This window comes from Synechococcus sp. H70.2 (assembly GCF_047462275.1).
In the GTDB taxonomy this organism is placed as follows: domain Bacteria; phylum Cyanobacteriota; class Cyanobacteriia; order Thermostichales; family Thermostichaceae; genus Thermostichus.
Window position 1 is genome coordinate 1 of record NZ_JANSIU010000010.1, and the last position, 14,288, is coordinate 14,288.

At 62.0% G+C, this 14,288-nt stretch carries 13 protein-coding genes and 1 pseudogene; 7 read left to right on the forward strand and 7 right to left on the reverse strand.

The features are described from left to right. Window positions 1–39 precede the first annotated feature (39 nt). Window positions 40–399: pseudogene (locus NW822_RS09670) on the forward strand (C39 family peptidase); the annotation flags it as partial. A 232-nt stretch (window positions 400–631) separates the two neighbouring features. After that, window positions 632–2,539 (forward strand): hypothetical protein, encoded by a 1,908-nt coding sequence (locus NW822_RS09675; protein ID WP_414404291.1) that lies wholly within the window; start codon window positions 632–634, stop codon window positions 2,537–2,539. On the opposite strand, the gene NW822_RS09680 is transcribed toward NW822_RS09675, so the two are convergent. The 3 genes from NW822_RS09680 to NW822_RS09690 all read right to left on the reverse strand — a co-directional run bounded on the left by NW822_RS09680 (window position 2,536) and on the right by NW822_RS09690 (window position 4,647). Further along, the gene (locus NW822_RS09680) at window positions 2,536–4,002 is read right to left on the reverse strand and encodes a DASH family cryptochrome (RefSeq protein WP_414404292.1); all 1,467 of its coding nucleotides are present in this window, start codon (window positions 4,000–4,002) and stop codon (window positions 2,536–2,538) included. The genes NW822_RS09675 and NW822_RS09680 overlap by 4 nt on opposite strands. Before the next feature lies 1 nt (window position 4,003). After that, a complete protein-coding gene (locus tag NW822_RS09685) occupies window positions 4,004–4,333 on the reverse strand; it encodes an HU family DNA-binding protein (protein ID WP_414362421.1) in 330 nt (109 codons plus the stop codon). A 116-nt stretch (window positions 4,334–4,449) separates the two neighbouring features. Further along, complete coding sequence (locus tag NW822_RS09690) at window positions 4,450–4,647, reverse strand: cytochrome b6f subunit family protein (RefSeq protein WP_414362420.1); 198 nt, start codon at window positions 4,645–4,647, stop codon at window positions 4,450–4,452. A 155-nt stretch (window positions 4,648–4,802) separates the two neighbouring features. Between NW822_RS09690 and NW822_RS09695 the strand changes: the two genes are divergently transcribed. Next, entirely contained in the window at window positions 4,803–5,264 is a 462-nt protein-coding gene (locus tag NW822_RS09695) for an ATP-binding protein (protein WP_414362419.1), read from the forward strand. On the opposite strand, the gene NW822_RS09700 is transcribed toward NW822_RS09695, so the two are convergent. Further along, window positions 5,261–6,850 carry a DUF3352 domain-containing protein gene (locus NW822_RS09700; RefSeq protein ID WP_414404293.1) on the reverse strand — a complete coding sequence of 530 codons (1,590 nt, stop codon included), beginning with the start codon at window positions 6,848–6,850 and terminating at the stop codon, window positions 5,261–5,263. The genes NW822_RS09695 and NW822_RS09700 overlap by 4 nt on opposite strands. Before the next feature lie 220 nt (window positions 6,851–7,070). Between NW822_RS09700 and tatC the strand changes: the two genes are divergently transcribed. The 4 genes from tatC to NW822_RS09720 all read left to right on the forward strand — a co-directional run bounded on the left by tatC (window position 7,071) and on the right by NW822_RS09720 (window position 11,739). Further along, window positions 7,071–7,853 (forward strand): twin-arginine translocase subunit TatC, encoded by a 783-nt coding sequence (tatC, locus tag NW822_RS09705; protein WP_414404294.1) that lies wholly within the window; start codon window positions 7,071–7,073, stop codon window positions 7,851–7,853. Window positions 7,854–8,474: 621 nt separating this feature from the next. After that, window positions 8,475–9,698, forward strand: a complete 1,224-nt coding sequence (locus tag NW822_RS09710) for an NAD(P)/FAD-dependent oxidoreductase (RefSeq protein ID WP_414404295.1) — start codon at window positions 8,475–8,477, stop codon at window positions 9,696–9,698. Between the two features lie 246 nt (window positions 9,699–9,944). Continuing rightward, complete coding sequence (locus NW822_RS09715; protein ID WP_414404296.1) at window positions 9,945–10,676, forward strand: DUF2993 domain-containing protein; 732 nt, start codon at window positions 9,945–9,947, stop codon at window positions 10,674–10,676. Window positions 10,677–10,827: 151 nt separating this feature from the next. Then, window positions 10,828–11,739 carry a methylenetetrahydrofolate reductase gene (locus NW822_RS09720; protein WP_414404334.1) on the forward strand — a complete coding sequence of 304 codons (912 nt, stop codon included), beginning with the start codon at window positions 10,828–10,830 and terminating at the stop codon, window positions 11,737–11,739. Here the strand turns inward: NW822_RS09720 and dapB are convergent. The 3 genes from dapB to tuf all read right to left on the reverse strand — a co-directional run bounded on the left by dapB (window position 11,736) and on the right by tuf (window position 14,281). Further along, on the reverse strand, window positions 11,736–12,509 hold the full coding sequence (dapB, locus tag NW822_RS09725) for a 4-hydroxy-tetrahydrodipicolinate reductase (protein ID WP_414404335.1): 774 nt from the start codon (window positions 12,507–12,509) through the stop codon (window positions 11,736–11,738). The genes NW822_RS09720 and dapB overlap by 4 nt on opposite strands. A gap of 136 nt (window positions 12,510–12,645) precedes the next feature. Beyond that, entirely contained in the window at window positions 12,646–12,963 is a 318-nt protein-coding gene (gene rpsJ, locus NW822_RS09730; RefSeq protein WP_414362414.1) for a 30S ribosomal protein S10, read from the reverse strand. 88 nt (window positions 12,964–13,051) lie between these two features. Further along, window positions 13,052–14,281, reverse strand: a complete 1,230-nt coding sequence (gene tuf / locus NW822_RS09735; protein ID WP_414404297.1) for an elongation factor Tu — start codon at window positions 14,279–14,281, stop codon at window positions 13,052–13,054. Window positions 14,282–14,288: the final 7 nt, after the last annotated feature.

The window sequence follows — 14,288 nt, forward strand, 5'->3', positions numbered from 1 at the left end:
GTGGCTGGGGTGTAGGACCGGGTTTACCAGGGCCACGGCAACTGGGCCTTCAATGTGGCCCATGCCGCTGAGCGAGGTTTGGCCGGCCTGGTGGCGCGGCTGCAGAGCCTGGCCCAAGCAGAAGCCTGGATTGCGGCGGGGGTGCCGGTAATCCTTAGCTACGCCTGGGGTGAGGGCGAGCTGGAGGGGGCGCCGATCCCCCGCAGCAACGGCCATCTGGCAGTCCTGGTGGGGTTCGATAACCAAGGGGATCCCATCCTCCACGACCCGGCGGCCCCGACCCACGAAGAGGTTCGCCGCACCTACCGCCGCGACCAGCTAGAGTCTTTGTGGTTGGCACACTCCGGCGGTACTGTCTATTTGATTTATCCACGAGGGTGGCCAATTCCAGAAGGTTAGCCACAGGGCCGAGTTGGATTGACCTCTGGCTGTGCGAATAGGTAGAGTGAGGAGGGGGACTCACCCATAGGTGAGTCCGGTTGGAGATGAAGAGGGTTAGGGTTCAAGGCCGGAGAGGGTGGCCAAGGGACTTCCCTTTGTCGACCAGCCGCTGGGGCACGGCTGGCTGCAGGAAACGTGAGGGTTTGGGTTCCTGCCGTTTCCCCGCCTGGGGGAGAGGGTGAGCTGCATCATGCCACGACGGGTTTCCCCTCCACCAGTATCCTTGCCAGCGCTCAGTGTCTTGGTGCTGGCCCTCTCGGCCTGCGGCAAGCTTGTTTCCTCTAATTTGTCTCCCAGCGCCGTTCCCCCTTCTGCCCTGCAGCCGGTCTCCACTCCAACTCCCCTCGCCCCCTCCGCCTTTGCCCTCACACTCGAACAGGCCCGCCAAGCGGGTTTGGCGGTGCCCAGCAACCGCATCGTTTTGCTGCTCCAGGAACAGGGATCCGATCTGGTGGCCCAGCTGCCGGTCTCCGAGGTGGAGCGCTGGCTGGCCCGCACCGCCAGCTGGCCAGGGGTGGAAGGGATCGACTTGAGCATTACCCTGGGCAGCTATCGCCAAACCGCCACCGCGCCCCTGCGCCCAGGGCAGCCGGCCACCTTCACCTTTACCAACCCGCCCGCCGGCGAAGCGGAGCTCAGTGCCGTCGCCTACCGGGGATCCACCACCCTGGCCCAAGGGAAGGGATCCCTGACCCTTTCTGACCGCTCTGGAGCTTCTGGCGGGACCAATCGCCGCCTGGCCATGCTGGTCCTCGCCGAGGTAGAGGTGCCGCTGCTGCATACGGGGTCGGGGGTGCCGGCGCCCGGCCAGCCCCTGCTGCTGTTAGGAGAAAACCTGGAGCGGGTGGAAACGGTTTTGTTTGCTTCAGCCGCCAATCCCGAGCGCAGCTTGAAAGGGGAGATCCGCTCCCGCAGCAGCGACCGCCTGACGGTGATGCCGCCGGCCTCCCTTTCCGGAACCGTTTGGGTGGCCGTTGCCGATGCGGCGGGGCAAGGGTTGGGAACCTTGGTTTACGAGTGGCCGGCCCCTACCCCCTCACCCACCCCTACGGCGGCGGCAGCCTCAGCCTGGCGGGTGGAGACCTTGCTGAATGGCCGCACCGCCTCGGCAGTCCTTCCTAGGAACAGCGTCTCTGATGGCGGCGGCGAGTCCGAGATCCCTCTCAAACAGGTTGGCGGCATTGCTGTTGATCCAGAAGGGTTCTTTTACTTGGCTGACCCGGCCCAGCACCGGATTTTTCGCCTTTCTCCCGAAGGGGAACTGGAGGTTTGGGCCGGCAGTGGCAAGGCCGGCTATCGGGATGGAGCAGCCGATCGGGCCCAGTTCGATTCTCCCCAGGGGCTGCTCTGGGATCCCAAAGGGGGAGTGTGGGTGGCCGACAGCGGCAACCACTGCCTACGCCACATCAGCCCTCAGCGGCAGGTAACCACCTTTGCCGGCACTTGTGTAGCCGGCTACCGCGATGGGAAGCGCGACCAGGCGCAGTTTCGCGAGCCCTTTGGCCTGGCCTTGGGTCTAGAGGGCAGCCTTTACGTGGCCGACCGTGCCGACCGCCGCATCCGCCGCATCACCCCCGCCGGCGAGGTGACCACAGTGGCTGGCACCGGGCAGCCGGGATCTGCCGATGGCCCGGCAGAGCAGGCCCAGCTCCTGCAGCCCACGGCCCTAGCGGTGGACAGGGAAGGGAATCTCTGGATCGCTGACCGGCATCGCCTGCGCCGGCTCTCTGCCGACGGAGAACTGACCACCCTCTCCAGCCCAGAAGCGGGCTACCGCGATGGCCCCTTGGCGGAAGCCCGTTTTCAAACCCTTGCAGGGCTGGCCTTCGATGGGTCGGGGGGCCTCTGGCTGGCCGACCGAGATAACCAGCGCATTCGGCGGCTGCAGCCCAATGGACAAGTCTCCACCTTGGCCGGAGGGGAGGAGCCAGGCTGGCAGGATGGCCCCGCCTCCTCGGCCCGCTTCCAGCAGCCCGGCCATCTGCTCATTTTGCCGGATGGCAGCGTGGTAGTGGCAGATAGCGGTTTACCCGGCTTGCGCCGTCTTAGCCGCCTCCTCCCCCCGCCCGCTACTCCCGTTTCCAGGGGATCCCCCTAGCGGCGCCGGTGGCGGGCCAAGGCCGCTTCGTAAGCCCGCCGATTGGCCTGCAGGGACTTTTCCAGATCCACCAGAGGGCGGGGATAGTCTACCCCTAGCCGCACGCCAAACTGCTTTTGCTCAGCGGCGCTGAGGCGATAGGGCTCGTGGATCTTGTCCCCCGGGATCCCGGCCAGTTCCGGCAGCCAGTGGCGTAAGTAGTGGCCTTGGGGATCGTAGTCGCGGGACTGCTTGGGAATGTGGAAGTAGCGAAAGCCGCGGGCGTCGTTGCCCACACCGGCGGTGTAGTTCCAGTTGCCATAGTTGCTGGCCACGTCGTAGTCGATGAGCAGCGACTCAAACCATTCCGCCCCCAGGCGCCAGTCAATCCCCAGGTTTTTGGTTAGAAAGCTGGCCACATTCTGCCGCCCGCGGTTGGACATAAAGCCGGTGGCCGCCAACTCCCGCATGTTGGCATCCACCAGGGGGTAGCCGGTCTCACCGCGACACCAGGCCTGAAAGCGGTCCCAGTCCTGCTGCCAGGGGATGGGGATCCCCTGGATCCCGGAGGGGCGAAACAGCTTGGCCCCGTGCTTGGCCAAGATGAAGCGAAAGTAATCCCGCCACAGCAGCTCGAACACCAACCAGTAGGTGGATTCGTTGCGCACCCGCTCCTGCTCGTAGCGCTTGACTTCGGCATACACGGTGCGGGGGGAGAGGCAGCCTAGCGCCAACCAGGCAGAAAGGCGCGAGCTGTCGTTGGGATCCAGCATGCCATTGCGGGTTTCTTTGTAGACGCGCAACCGGTCCAGCTCCCAGATATAGGTCTGCAGGCGCGCCTGGGCGGCGGTGCTGCCACCGGTATAGACAAAGCGGGCGCGGGGATCCGGCGGAGGCAGGCTCAGCCCCAGCTCGGCCAAGGTGGGCAGAGGGCCGGGATCCAGCCCCGGTGGCAACGGCGGGAGAGAAGGAATGGGCAAGGGATCGCGGACGGTGGCCTTGGCTTCCACCTGCTGGCGGAAGCGGGTGAACACCTCCGGCAGCTCTGCCAGAGCAAAGGGGAGATCTTCAGGGTGGTAGAGGGTGTGGCCCCAGTCCAGCTGCAGGGGGATCCCCAAGTTCTGAAGCGCTTGCTGCAGGGCAGTGGCTACCGCCTCCTCCTCCGTGCCCACCTCTGCATGGGCATAGACGGCCTTCACCCCCCACTCCCGCACTAGGGCTGGGATCACCTGCTCCGGCTGGCCCTGGCGGATGACGAGGTCGGAGCCGCGGGCTCGGAGCTGCTGCCGCAGATCCGCCAGGCTTTCCAGCAGGAACTGGGCGCGGAAAGGACCGGTCTTAGGAAAGCCAAAGGCCGTCCGGCCAAAGTGGCGGGGATCCAGGCAGTAGAGGGGAATGAGGAAGGAGCCCTGTTGGCATGCCCGTGTGAGCGGCTGGTGATCCAGCAGGCGCAAATCGGTGCGAAACCAGAGCAAAACGGTCATTTTAGACGGATGCCGGCGCTTCTGGGTCTCCTTGGCGTTCCCTCCTGGGTCGTCCCAGCTCTGGGCTGGGGACAAAGTGGGGCACTTGGGCAGCCGGGATGTGGATGGGAGCTTTGGTGCGGGGATGATAGGTTCGCCGGGCCGGACGGTGCCGCAGCAAGAAGGTGCCAAAGCGCGCTAGCCGCACAGATCCTCCTTCCGCTAGACACTGGCTAATGCTGTCTAGCATCGCCTCCAGGGCAGCGGCAGCCATTTTGACTGTCAGGCCATCCACCTGGGCGGCCATCTGGCGGGCCAGCAAACGACGATTCAAATGGGGAGGAGAAGCCACGACCACCTCTCCAGACAACGGCAACGGGACAACAGCGGCCTTAAGTAGGAGCGGAAATAGCCCCAGATGCAGAAGGGATCCAAGACTGCAACTGCCCCTGTTTCTATCCAGACTGCTCACCTCGGCTCCTCGTTAGCGTGGTCGGAATCGACCGCTTCCAGCTCGCTCTCGAAAAACCAGTGCCGCGAGCGATCGGGAAACTCCAGAATATAGCCGATGCCGCTGCCATCAACTACCCGCCGCGCCAGGACCACGGCCTCCTTGCCCACCAGCGCGCTCACCTCTTCTTGTCCGCGATCCTGGATAGAGCGCACCCTAACCTTCGTCCCAACTTTGATCACCATAGCCAATCAGGGTAACCGCGAAGAGCTTCACCACTCAAGATGGTACGCCAAAAAGGCTCCCTGCCGGGATCTGGCCCGACCGGGCGGAGGCCAAGGGGGATTGGCTAGAATGGAAAAAGAGCGTTGTGCCCCCACCTGCCCCTGTGATTGCCCTCTCTCTCAAGCCCGCCAACTGCTCCTGGAGCGTCCTCAGCTTTCCCTCCACCCTCTATACTCAGCCAGTTCTGGAGGTGTTAACTGCAAAAGTTCCCGCCCCCTGGAGAGCAGAGGTGCGTCTGGGCTTGCAAGAGGCAATCATCAACGCTGTTCGCCATGGCAATCGCCTAGATCCCAATAAGAGGGTGATTGTCGAGTACGCCAGCTCTGAGTGCTTGTACCAGTGGCTAGTGCGGGATCAGGGATCCGGCTTCCGTCCCCAGCAGGAGTTGCAGCGCTGCCGCTGCGGCCTTTTGGAAACAGAGGAATCGGGGCGGGGGATGCTCCTGCTTACCCAGATTTTTGATCTTGTGGAATGGAACGAGACGGGCAACCAAGTCTATTTGGCCAAGTACATTTACCCCGGCTGCCGGGATCCCTGGATCGTCTAGTACCACTGCCAAAACAGCTTGCCCCTTTGGAGAAGCCAGCGTCCCCGATCCGGGTAGGGAGCCTCAGACAGCCTCAGCGCCGTGGTGGCAAAGGCAAGGCGGGTGGATGACCAGCGGGATCCCGAGAGCTGTGGCAGCCAAGTTTCCAGTAAGTCCAGGGACCCATACCCATAGCCCAGGTTGCGGTGAGGGAGGGGAGCCACCAGGCGGCGCCAGGTGCGAGCAGCACTTAAGGGGGGATCCGCCAGGGCCGCTTCCAAGGCCGCCAGCGACGAAGCCAGATAAGAATAGCCTGCCCGGTCGGCGTGATACACCTGGGCCGAGAGGGACGCGAGCAGGGCTTGGGGAACAGCCTCGGCTGCCGGCTTGCTCCAGGCAGTAACAGGACCGTGTTTTGTTGAAAGAGAAACCACCTGCCAGCCTTGGGCGATGGCCCGCTGATCTAGGGTTGGCGCATCCGGCATCTCGCCAACCCACAGCCAAGCCGGCCCCTCATCGGTGGGCAGAAAGGCAAAAGCGAACTCTCCCCTTTCCGGCAGCAAGTGCTGCCAGGCCAGCTCCACCGGCAACGGCAACCGCTGCAGCCATTGGTCGGGATCCAGCTGCAGCCCCAGGAGGCTCAAGGGTTGCATCTGCCCCAAACTCTGCCAAAAGGTGCCCCAGTTCCCGCCGGACACCAGCGCTAGCGTCTCGTCGGGCAGGTGGCCAATAACCTGGGGACGAAAAGCTTCCTCCCTAGGCAGGGCAAAGTCGGCAGGCGTATGCCAAAGAGCAGCCGCTTCCGCCAGCAAGCCCTGAAAGCTCACTCCTAGCCCCAGCCCCACCGCCTGCAAGGTCAAACCTTCGGCGGAGGCCGGTTGCGGATTTTGCCAGAAGGCCCAACCCACCGGCGCTGGCTGCAGCAGCTGAATGACCTGCCGAAACCGCGGCTCTGCTAGCAGCGACAACTGCGGCACCTGCCAGGCATCGATGGCGGTGCGAATGGCAGCAGCCTGTTCCGCCAGCAGCACATAGCGCTCCCCGAAGAGGGCTGCTGCAAACCCCGGCAACCCTGGCAGCGGACTAGAGACCACCTGGATGCCCTTGTAGGTGTCCACCTGGACCGGCAGCCCAGCCAAACTCTGCCGCTCCCACAACAGGTTGAGCTCAAATTGCGCCAGCGCCGGGTTGCGGATTTCCAGGGCAACCAAGGTGCCCCCCTCCGTCAAACTGGCCAAGAGTGTACTCTTTCCCAGCCAGGGTTGCACCTCGCGCTCAAAATCCAGCGATCCTCCCGCCAAGAGGGATCCCAGCCATCCTGGACCCTCGCTGGAGAAAAACTTGCGCCACTGCTGGCGGGTAGCGCGTCGTTGGGGGGCGGGAGTTGCTGCTTGCCAAAAGGTCTGCAGCTCCTCCAGGGGAACAGCCAGCAGCAGGAGCGCCTGGGTAGAGCGGGGGGCCAGGCCCACAATTGGCGGCAGCTCCTGGCGAAGCAGCAACAGGGCTAGCGGACTTTGGGTAAGCAGCCAGGCGATCACCCCCACCGTCATGGCTGCCAGCAGGCCCAGCCCAATTAGAATGCCGCGCCAGCGTTGCCGTTGTCCCATACCTCTGTTCCCACTTTGGAATAGATGCCGTCTTGCCGTGAAGCCGGTAGTCAGCACTGCGTAATCATCTTACCTGGGAGGGGAAGTTAGCTCCCCTTGCTTGCCGTTGAAACAAGGGTTTCTTGGGGCAGCAGTGCGCCAAACCTTGCTGAGTGGGCGCTTTCCCTGGAGGCTGGGGCAAGGCTAAGATAGCGGAAAAGGTTGTGTTACCAGCCGGCCGATGCCCCTTGCCTCTGAGACTGAATCCTCGCAGCAAGCTGCGGCAACGCAGGCGCCTACACGGGTGCCCGATCCAGAGTTTCCCTACGAGGTCGAGATGACCTTGCTGGAGCACCTGGAGGAGCTGCGCCGCCGCCTCTTGGCCAGTCTCATTGCCGTGGCCCTGTGCATCGTTGCCTGTTTTCTGGGGGTGAACCGCCTTATCACCTTCCTGGAGGTGCCTGCCCAGGGAGTAACCTTTTTGCAGCTGGCGCCGGGCGAGTACTTCTTCGTCTCCCTCAAGGTAGCGGCGTATGCCGGTTTGCTCTTGGCCACGCCCTTTTTGCTCTACCAAATTGTCCGCTTTGTGTTGCCAGGGCTAAGCGTCAAAGAGATCAAGCTGCTGGGGCCGGTGGTGCTAGGGTCTAGCCTCTTGTTTGTGGCGGGCCTGGCTTTTGCCTACTACCTTCTCCTTCCGGCAGCGCTTAGCTTCTTTATTCACTATGGGGAGGGGGTGGTGGAGCAAGCCTGGTCCATCGAGCGCTACTTTGAGTTTGTGCTGCTGCTCTTGTTCAGCACTGGCTTGGCCTTTCAGGTACCGATTCTGCAGGGACTGCTGGGGGCTTTGGGGCTGGTAACTGCCGAGCAAATGCTCAAGGGCTGGCGCTACGTCGTCGTGGCTGCAGTGGTGGCAGGAGCCATTCTTACCCCCTCCACCGATCCCCTTACCCAGAGCCTTCTAGCCGGCGCCATCACTTTCCTGTACTTGTTGGGCGTCTTGCTGGTAAAGCTACTGGGTCAGTGACCACAGCCAGGGGCGCTGGCTTGGGCAGCCTGGCTTCCCGTTGGGGGAAAGCAGTTTGACTCTGGGAAGAAGGATGGACAAGCTCTACCTACTCACCAAGATACTTAGCGGTAACAGTCGCGACTGCAGCCCTGGTTAGGGCTGGGCTGCCAGCCTTAGGCGAAAACCGCACCCCTCTAGCAGCAGAGAGTCCCAGGGGGGTGCAAAGAGGGCTTGTCCAATCTGTCTTTGCTGGCGGGGGATCACCCCTGCCCCTACCCTACCTCAGGCGAGGGGGAGAGCTAGCTATGCGCCCCTGTTAAAGGGGTGCGGGCCAGGAGTGGCTTGCTGTTTTTCATCGCCAGTACCTGCGGCAGGGTCCTGGCCAGTACGGGCAGGAGGCAGCGCTCCCTGCTCCTCCTCCTGCTGGCTGGCAAAGAGGCTGCTGCTGCAAAAGTGGATTTTCTTGCTTTTGCGCAACGAGTTCTTAACATCACTGCTTCTATGCTTTCTTGGACTTTTTGCCCCAAAACAAACCCCTATCCCGCTAGAACTTACGATCCTTCCTATCCAGTCGGTAGCTACTGGGACAGCACGATAGCAGATTCCAGTTGGCGACACCCCGCCCCCCTGCAAGGGCAGGTGGAGGTCGAGGTAGCCATCATCGGGGGCGGATTCACAGGACTTTCGACAGCGCTGCACCTAGTTCGCGACTACGGTATTTCCGCCTGCCTGCTGGAGGCAGGATCCCTGGGCTGGGGGGCCTCGGGACGCAACGGCGGTTTCTGCGGCGTGGGGGCGAGCTGCCTTACCCATGCCCAGATGGTACGGCGGGTAGGGCTAGCCGAGACAGAGCGCTACTACCGGGATCAGTGGCAAGCGGTGGAAACCGTTCAAGAGCTGGCTGCTACCGAGGGCTTTTCCCTGGATGCCCAAGGCCAGGGTTGGTACGCGGTGGCCCATCGCCCCAGCGCTTGGCGGGAGTTGGAGGCGGAATACGAGATCTACACTCAGGTGGCCGGCTACCCGGTTCAGCTCCTTAGCCCCAAAGAGCTGCGGGAGCGGGGCTTCGATAGCCGGGAGAATTACGGCGCTCTCCACATCGGCATTGGGTTTGGCCTCAACCCCCTCAAGCTTACCCAGGGGCTGGCCCAGGCTGCCCGCAGGTGGGGAGCCCAGCTATACAGCGCTAGCCCGGTTATTGCCTGGGAAAAAGTAGGATCCCGCCACCTTTGCCATACGCCAGGGGGGACAGTGCGGGCGCGCCATCTGGTAATTGCAACCAACGGCTACACCCCAGCCCAACTCTATCCCCAGCTGGCGGGATCCCTCCTGCCGGTACTTTCCAATATTGTGGTGACCCGCCCCCTGACAGCGGAGGAGCAAAAAGCCCAGGGTTGGTGGGATCCGACCCCTATCTACGACACACGGCGGCTTCTGTTTTACTACCGCCTCTTGCCCGATGGGCGGCTGCTGTTTGGGGGACGGGATGCCACCTGCGATAGCCCAGCGAAACGCCAGGGTCTGCGGGCTTGGATGGCGCGGCAGCTCTACCGCCTCTTTCCTGCCTGGGAGGGGGTGGAGATTGAGTACGCCTGGAATGGTTTGGTTTGCCTTTCCCGCGAGCTACATCCCCACATTGGCCCTTCGCCGACAGACCCTAGCCTCTGGTACGGCCTGGCCTACCACGGCAGCGGCGTGGCCACAGGGGTGTGGGCAGGCAAAATTTTGGCTCAGGATATTGCCGGTCATCGACCCCAGATCAGCGGCCTTTTTCGTCAGCCGCCGCGTGTTTTTCCTTTCCCTTGGTTGCGGCTTCACTACCTACGGTTGGTCTATCTTTGGTGGCAGTTGATAGACGGCTAGCTCCTCAACCAACTGTGCGGGAGAAGTCCTTGGGCACTGCCGCAGCCCTGTCGTAACCTAGTCCTAGTTTGGCCGGAGAAAGCCGCCTAGCTGTCTTTACCAGTTTTTCCTCTGAGGTGCCTCGTGCTGTCCCCATCTAGCTCCCTCCCCCTGGAGCCATCCGCTCCTTTGGTTTCCCCCCCCTGCCGCCCCCGCCGCCTCTTCCTAGGGAGGCTGGGGCTTGCTCTGCTGCTTGGCCTGCCCGCTATGGTTTTGCCCTGGCCTGCCTTTGCCCAAATTGCCGGATCCCTGCTCAACCCTCTGGTGGCCGCCTGGATTCGCTCCGAGGTGCAGCAGGTGGAAAACTTGCAGGTGCAGATTGCGGGTTCTGACGCCCAGATTCTTAACGGCCAGATCCCTCAGGCCCAGGTCTCAGGAGACAACCTCATCTACCAAGGCTTCCAGATCAGCCATCTGCGGCTGCGGGGCCAGGACATTCGCCTCAATGTGGGAGAAGCCATCCAGGGGCGTAGCCCCCTGCGGCTGTTGGCCCCTGTGCCCGTGCAGGTAAGCCTGCGCCTCACGGAGGCAGACTTGAATCGCACCCTTCAGGCTCCCCTCATCCAGTCGCAACTGGCCCAAGCCCAGGTGCAACTGCCCTTTGGAAAGCAAACGGTTCCCTTTTTCATCCGCCAACCCCAGGTTGCCCTAGAGCCAGGGCGGCTGCGCATCCAAGCCCAACTAATGACTCCTGAGGGGGCAGCGGTGCCAGTTACAGTGCTAACTGGGCTGCAAGCCCAGGGCCCTAACCAGTTGCGACTGGTTAACCCTGTCTGGGTAAGTGAAGGCCAGGAGATCCCTATCCCTGGCCTGGCAGATTTTCCCATCCAGTTGGATCCAGCGGTGCGCATTGATCGCTTGGAGCTGCAGTCTGGCCAAATCCTTTACGAGGGGATGTTGGTCATCTACCCGGAGTCGGTGACGCCACCCCAGGGGTAGGTGGTGCCAAAGCTTGCTGCGGAGAAGCCTAGCTGCAGTTGAAGGGGGATCCCAAGGTCCCTGAGCAAAGGGAAGCACTGCCCTGGTTGGAAAAACCCTCCCAAACGGTCGATAATAGGCCAACGTGCTACTTTTCAATCTTCTCAAAACTGTGGCCTTGACTTGCTCACCACCCTCACGCTTTGCTCAAGCCATTCAGCGGGGAGAGTTTCTGCTCACCGCTGAGATTACCCCCCCTAAGGGATCCGACACCACTGCCATGCTGGCTTTGGCCCAGCAGCTCAAGCAGCGGGTGCACGCCATCAACATTACTGACTCCAACCGAGCTGTTGCTCGCATGAGCCCCTTGGCCGCCTCGCTGCTGCTGCACCAGGCGGGCATTGAGCCCATCCTGCAACTGGCCTGCCGGGATCGCAACCGCTTGGCTCTCCAGGGGGATTTGCTAGGAGCTTCAGCCCTTGGCCTGCGCAATGTTCTAGCCCTAACGGGGGATCCCATTCACATTGGGGATTGCCCCGATGCTCGAGCCGTCTTTGACCTGGAGTCGGTGCGCCTGCTGCAGCTTATCCAGCGCCTTAACAACGGCCTTGACTGTAACGGCAAGCCCCTTCCTGACGGCGGCACTTGTCTGTTTCCGGGAGCAGCAGTAGAGCCGCAATCTCCCAGCTTTTCGGGTCTGGAGCGGCGCTTCTACCGCAAGCTGGAGAACGGAGCCCAGTTTTTCCAAAGCCAGATGGTGACTGACTTCGAGCAACTGGAGCGCTTCATGGACAAGCTGGGCCGCCCCGCCGGCAAGCCTATCCTGGCCGGCATCTTCCTGCTCAAATCCGCCAAAAATGCCCTGTTCATCAACCGCAACTTGCCAGGGGTTCGCATCCCAGAGGAGGTCATCCAACGGCTGGCCAACGCTCCCCATCCCCTAGAAGAAGGGATCCGCATCGCTGCCGAACAGGTGCGCCAGGCCCGCCAAATCTGCCACGGGGTGCACCTCATGGCCGTCAAGGCCGAACATCTCATCCCCCGCATTCTTGACGAGGCGGGGATCCCGCCTCTGAGCAGCTAGCTCAGCACCTGCTCCAAGCCATAGACCAATCCCTTGAGCTGCAACACCTTGCGAATGCCTAGGATTACCCCCGGCATGAAGGCCACCCGGTCGGTGATGTCGTGTCTCAAGGTTAGCGTCTGCCCCATGCCGCCGAAGATCACCTCTTGGTGGGCAACTAGTCCCGGCAGGCGAACGCTGTGGATGGGAATGTTGGGGCCAGGGATCCCTCCCCGCGCGCCAGGAATCAGCTCTTTTTCTTCCACCTCGGGGGGATTGAACGCCTTGCCCAGTTGCCCCAGGCGCTGGGCCGTCTGCAGAGCTGTGCCACTGGGAGCATCAGCCTTGCGGTTGTGGTGTAGCTCGACAATTTCCACGTGATCGAAATATTGGGCTGCCTGCAGGGCCATCTGCTGCAGCAGGATCATGCCGATAGCAAAGTTGGGCGCAATCAGGCAGCCCACCCCCGCCTTGTCTGCCAGATCCCGCAACCGCTCCAGTTGCTCTGGCGTCAGGCCTGTCGTCCCCACCACTGGCCGCACCCCAAAAGCAATTGCCGAGCGGACATTTTCATACACAGAGCGCGGATGAGTAAAGTCCACCATCACCCCCCGGCTGCTCTGCTGCGACAGCCGCAGCAGCTGCCCTGCCAGGTCGTCACTAATTGCCACTCCCAACGATCCCAGACCCAGCACCTCACCAATATCTGCACCCAGTTGCGAGCGGGCCACCGCCCCGACCAACCTCATGTCGGGGGTTTGAGCTACCGCGCGTACCACCTCCCGCCCCATTTTGCCCAGGGCTCCTACTACCACAACTGGGATGGGCTCAGAAGTGGCTGCCTCCTGGCAAGGGTCGGTTTCCTTGTGCACAGCCCCTGTTGTCACTGCCTGTCCCCCAGAAAGCTAGAGATCCACCAGCAGGCCCTCACAACTTCACCTCAATGTCCACCCCTGCCGGCAGGTCTAGCTTCATCAAAGCATCAATGGTTTTGGAAGAGGGGGAATAGATATCGATAATGCGCCGGTGGGTGCGGATTTCAAAATGTTCCCGCGAGTTCTTGTCGATGTGGGGAGAACGCAGCACACAGTAGAGGCGGCGCCGCGTTGGCAGAGGGATCGGGCCCACTGGCACTGCCTCTGTCCGGCGCGCTGTCTCCACAATTTTGTCGCAGGAAGTATCCAGCAGCCGATGGTCGTAGGCCTGTAGGCGGATGCGAATTTTCTGTTGGGTTAAGGTAGCCATACTCAGAGAAAGCAGAGTGTACTCCAAAGCAATAGGGATTGAGCCTTCTGGAGCAACCAGTGCCCAATCCCTGCTAAGAGCCAGTAGCTTACTTCAGGATCTTGGAGACTACCCCAGCTCCAACCGTCCGACCGCCCTCACGGATGGCAAAGCGCATCCCTTGCTCAATGGCAATGGGTCGGATTAGCTCCACCGTCATTCTCACTCGGTCACCCGGCATCACCATCTCCGGCTTCGAGCCATCGTCAGCCGTAAAGGAGGAAATGGTGCCAGTGACGTCGGTGGTACGCACGTAGAACTGGGGACGATAGCCGGCAAAGAAAGGTGTGTGGCGGCCTCCCTCTTCTTTGGTGAGGACATAGACCTCCGACTCGAATTGAGTGTGGGGGGTGATGGTTTTGGGCTGGGCCAGGACCATGCCCCGCTCCACCTCGTTCTTCTGAATACCCCGCAGAAGGACGCCGACGTTGTCGCCCGCAATCCCCTCGTCTAGAGTCTTCTGGAACATCTCCAGACCCGTGACGGTGGTGGAACGGGTCTCCCGCAATCCAACTATCTCTACCGTATCCCCCACCTTGATGCGGCCGCGCTCAATCCGGCCTGTTACCACCGTACCGCGACCTGTAATCGAGAAGACATCCTCTATCGCCATCAGGAAGGGCTTGTCCACCTCCCGTACCGGCGTTGGAATGTAAGAGTCGACCGCATCCATCAACTCATAGATCTTGTCCACCCAGGGATCCTCCCCTCGTTGGGTTTTGGGGTTGGCCTGCATCTTCTCCAGAGCCTTCAGAGCAGATCCCCTGACAATTGGGATTTCGTCGCCAGGGAAATCGTACTTGGAGAGGAGCTCCCGCACCTCCAGTTCCACCAGCTCCAGCAGCTCCTCGTCGTCTACCATGTCCACTTTGTTGAGGAAGACCACGATGCTGGGCACTCCTACCTGGCGGGCCAGCAGGATGTGCTCCCGCGTCTGCGGCATCGGCCCGTCGGCTGCCGAGACCACCAGGATGGCCCCGTCCATCTGGGCCGCACCCGTGATCATGTTTTTCACGTAGTCGGCGTGGCCAGGGCAGTCCACATGGGCGTAGTGACGCTTCTCCGTCTGGTACTCCACGTGGGCAGTGTTGATGGTGATGCCACGGGCTCTCTCCTCTGGCGCCGCGTCGATCTCGTCGTAGCGCTTGGGTGTCGCTTGGCCAAGGGCAGCCAAGGTCATGGTAATGGCGGCGGTCAACGTTGTCTTACCGTGGTCGACGTGGCCAATGGTGCCAACGTTGACGTGGGGTTTGGTCCGTTCGAACTTAGGGCGTGCCATGTATCGT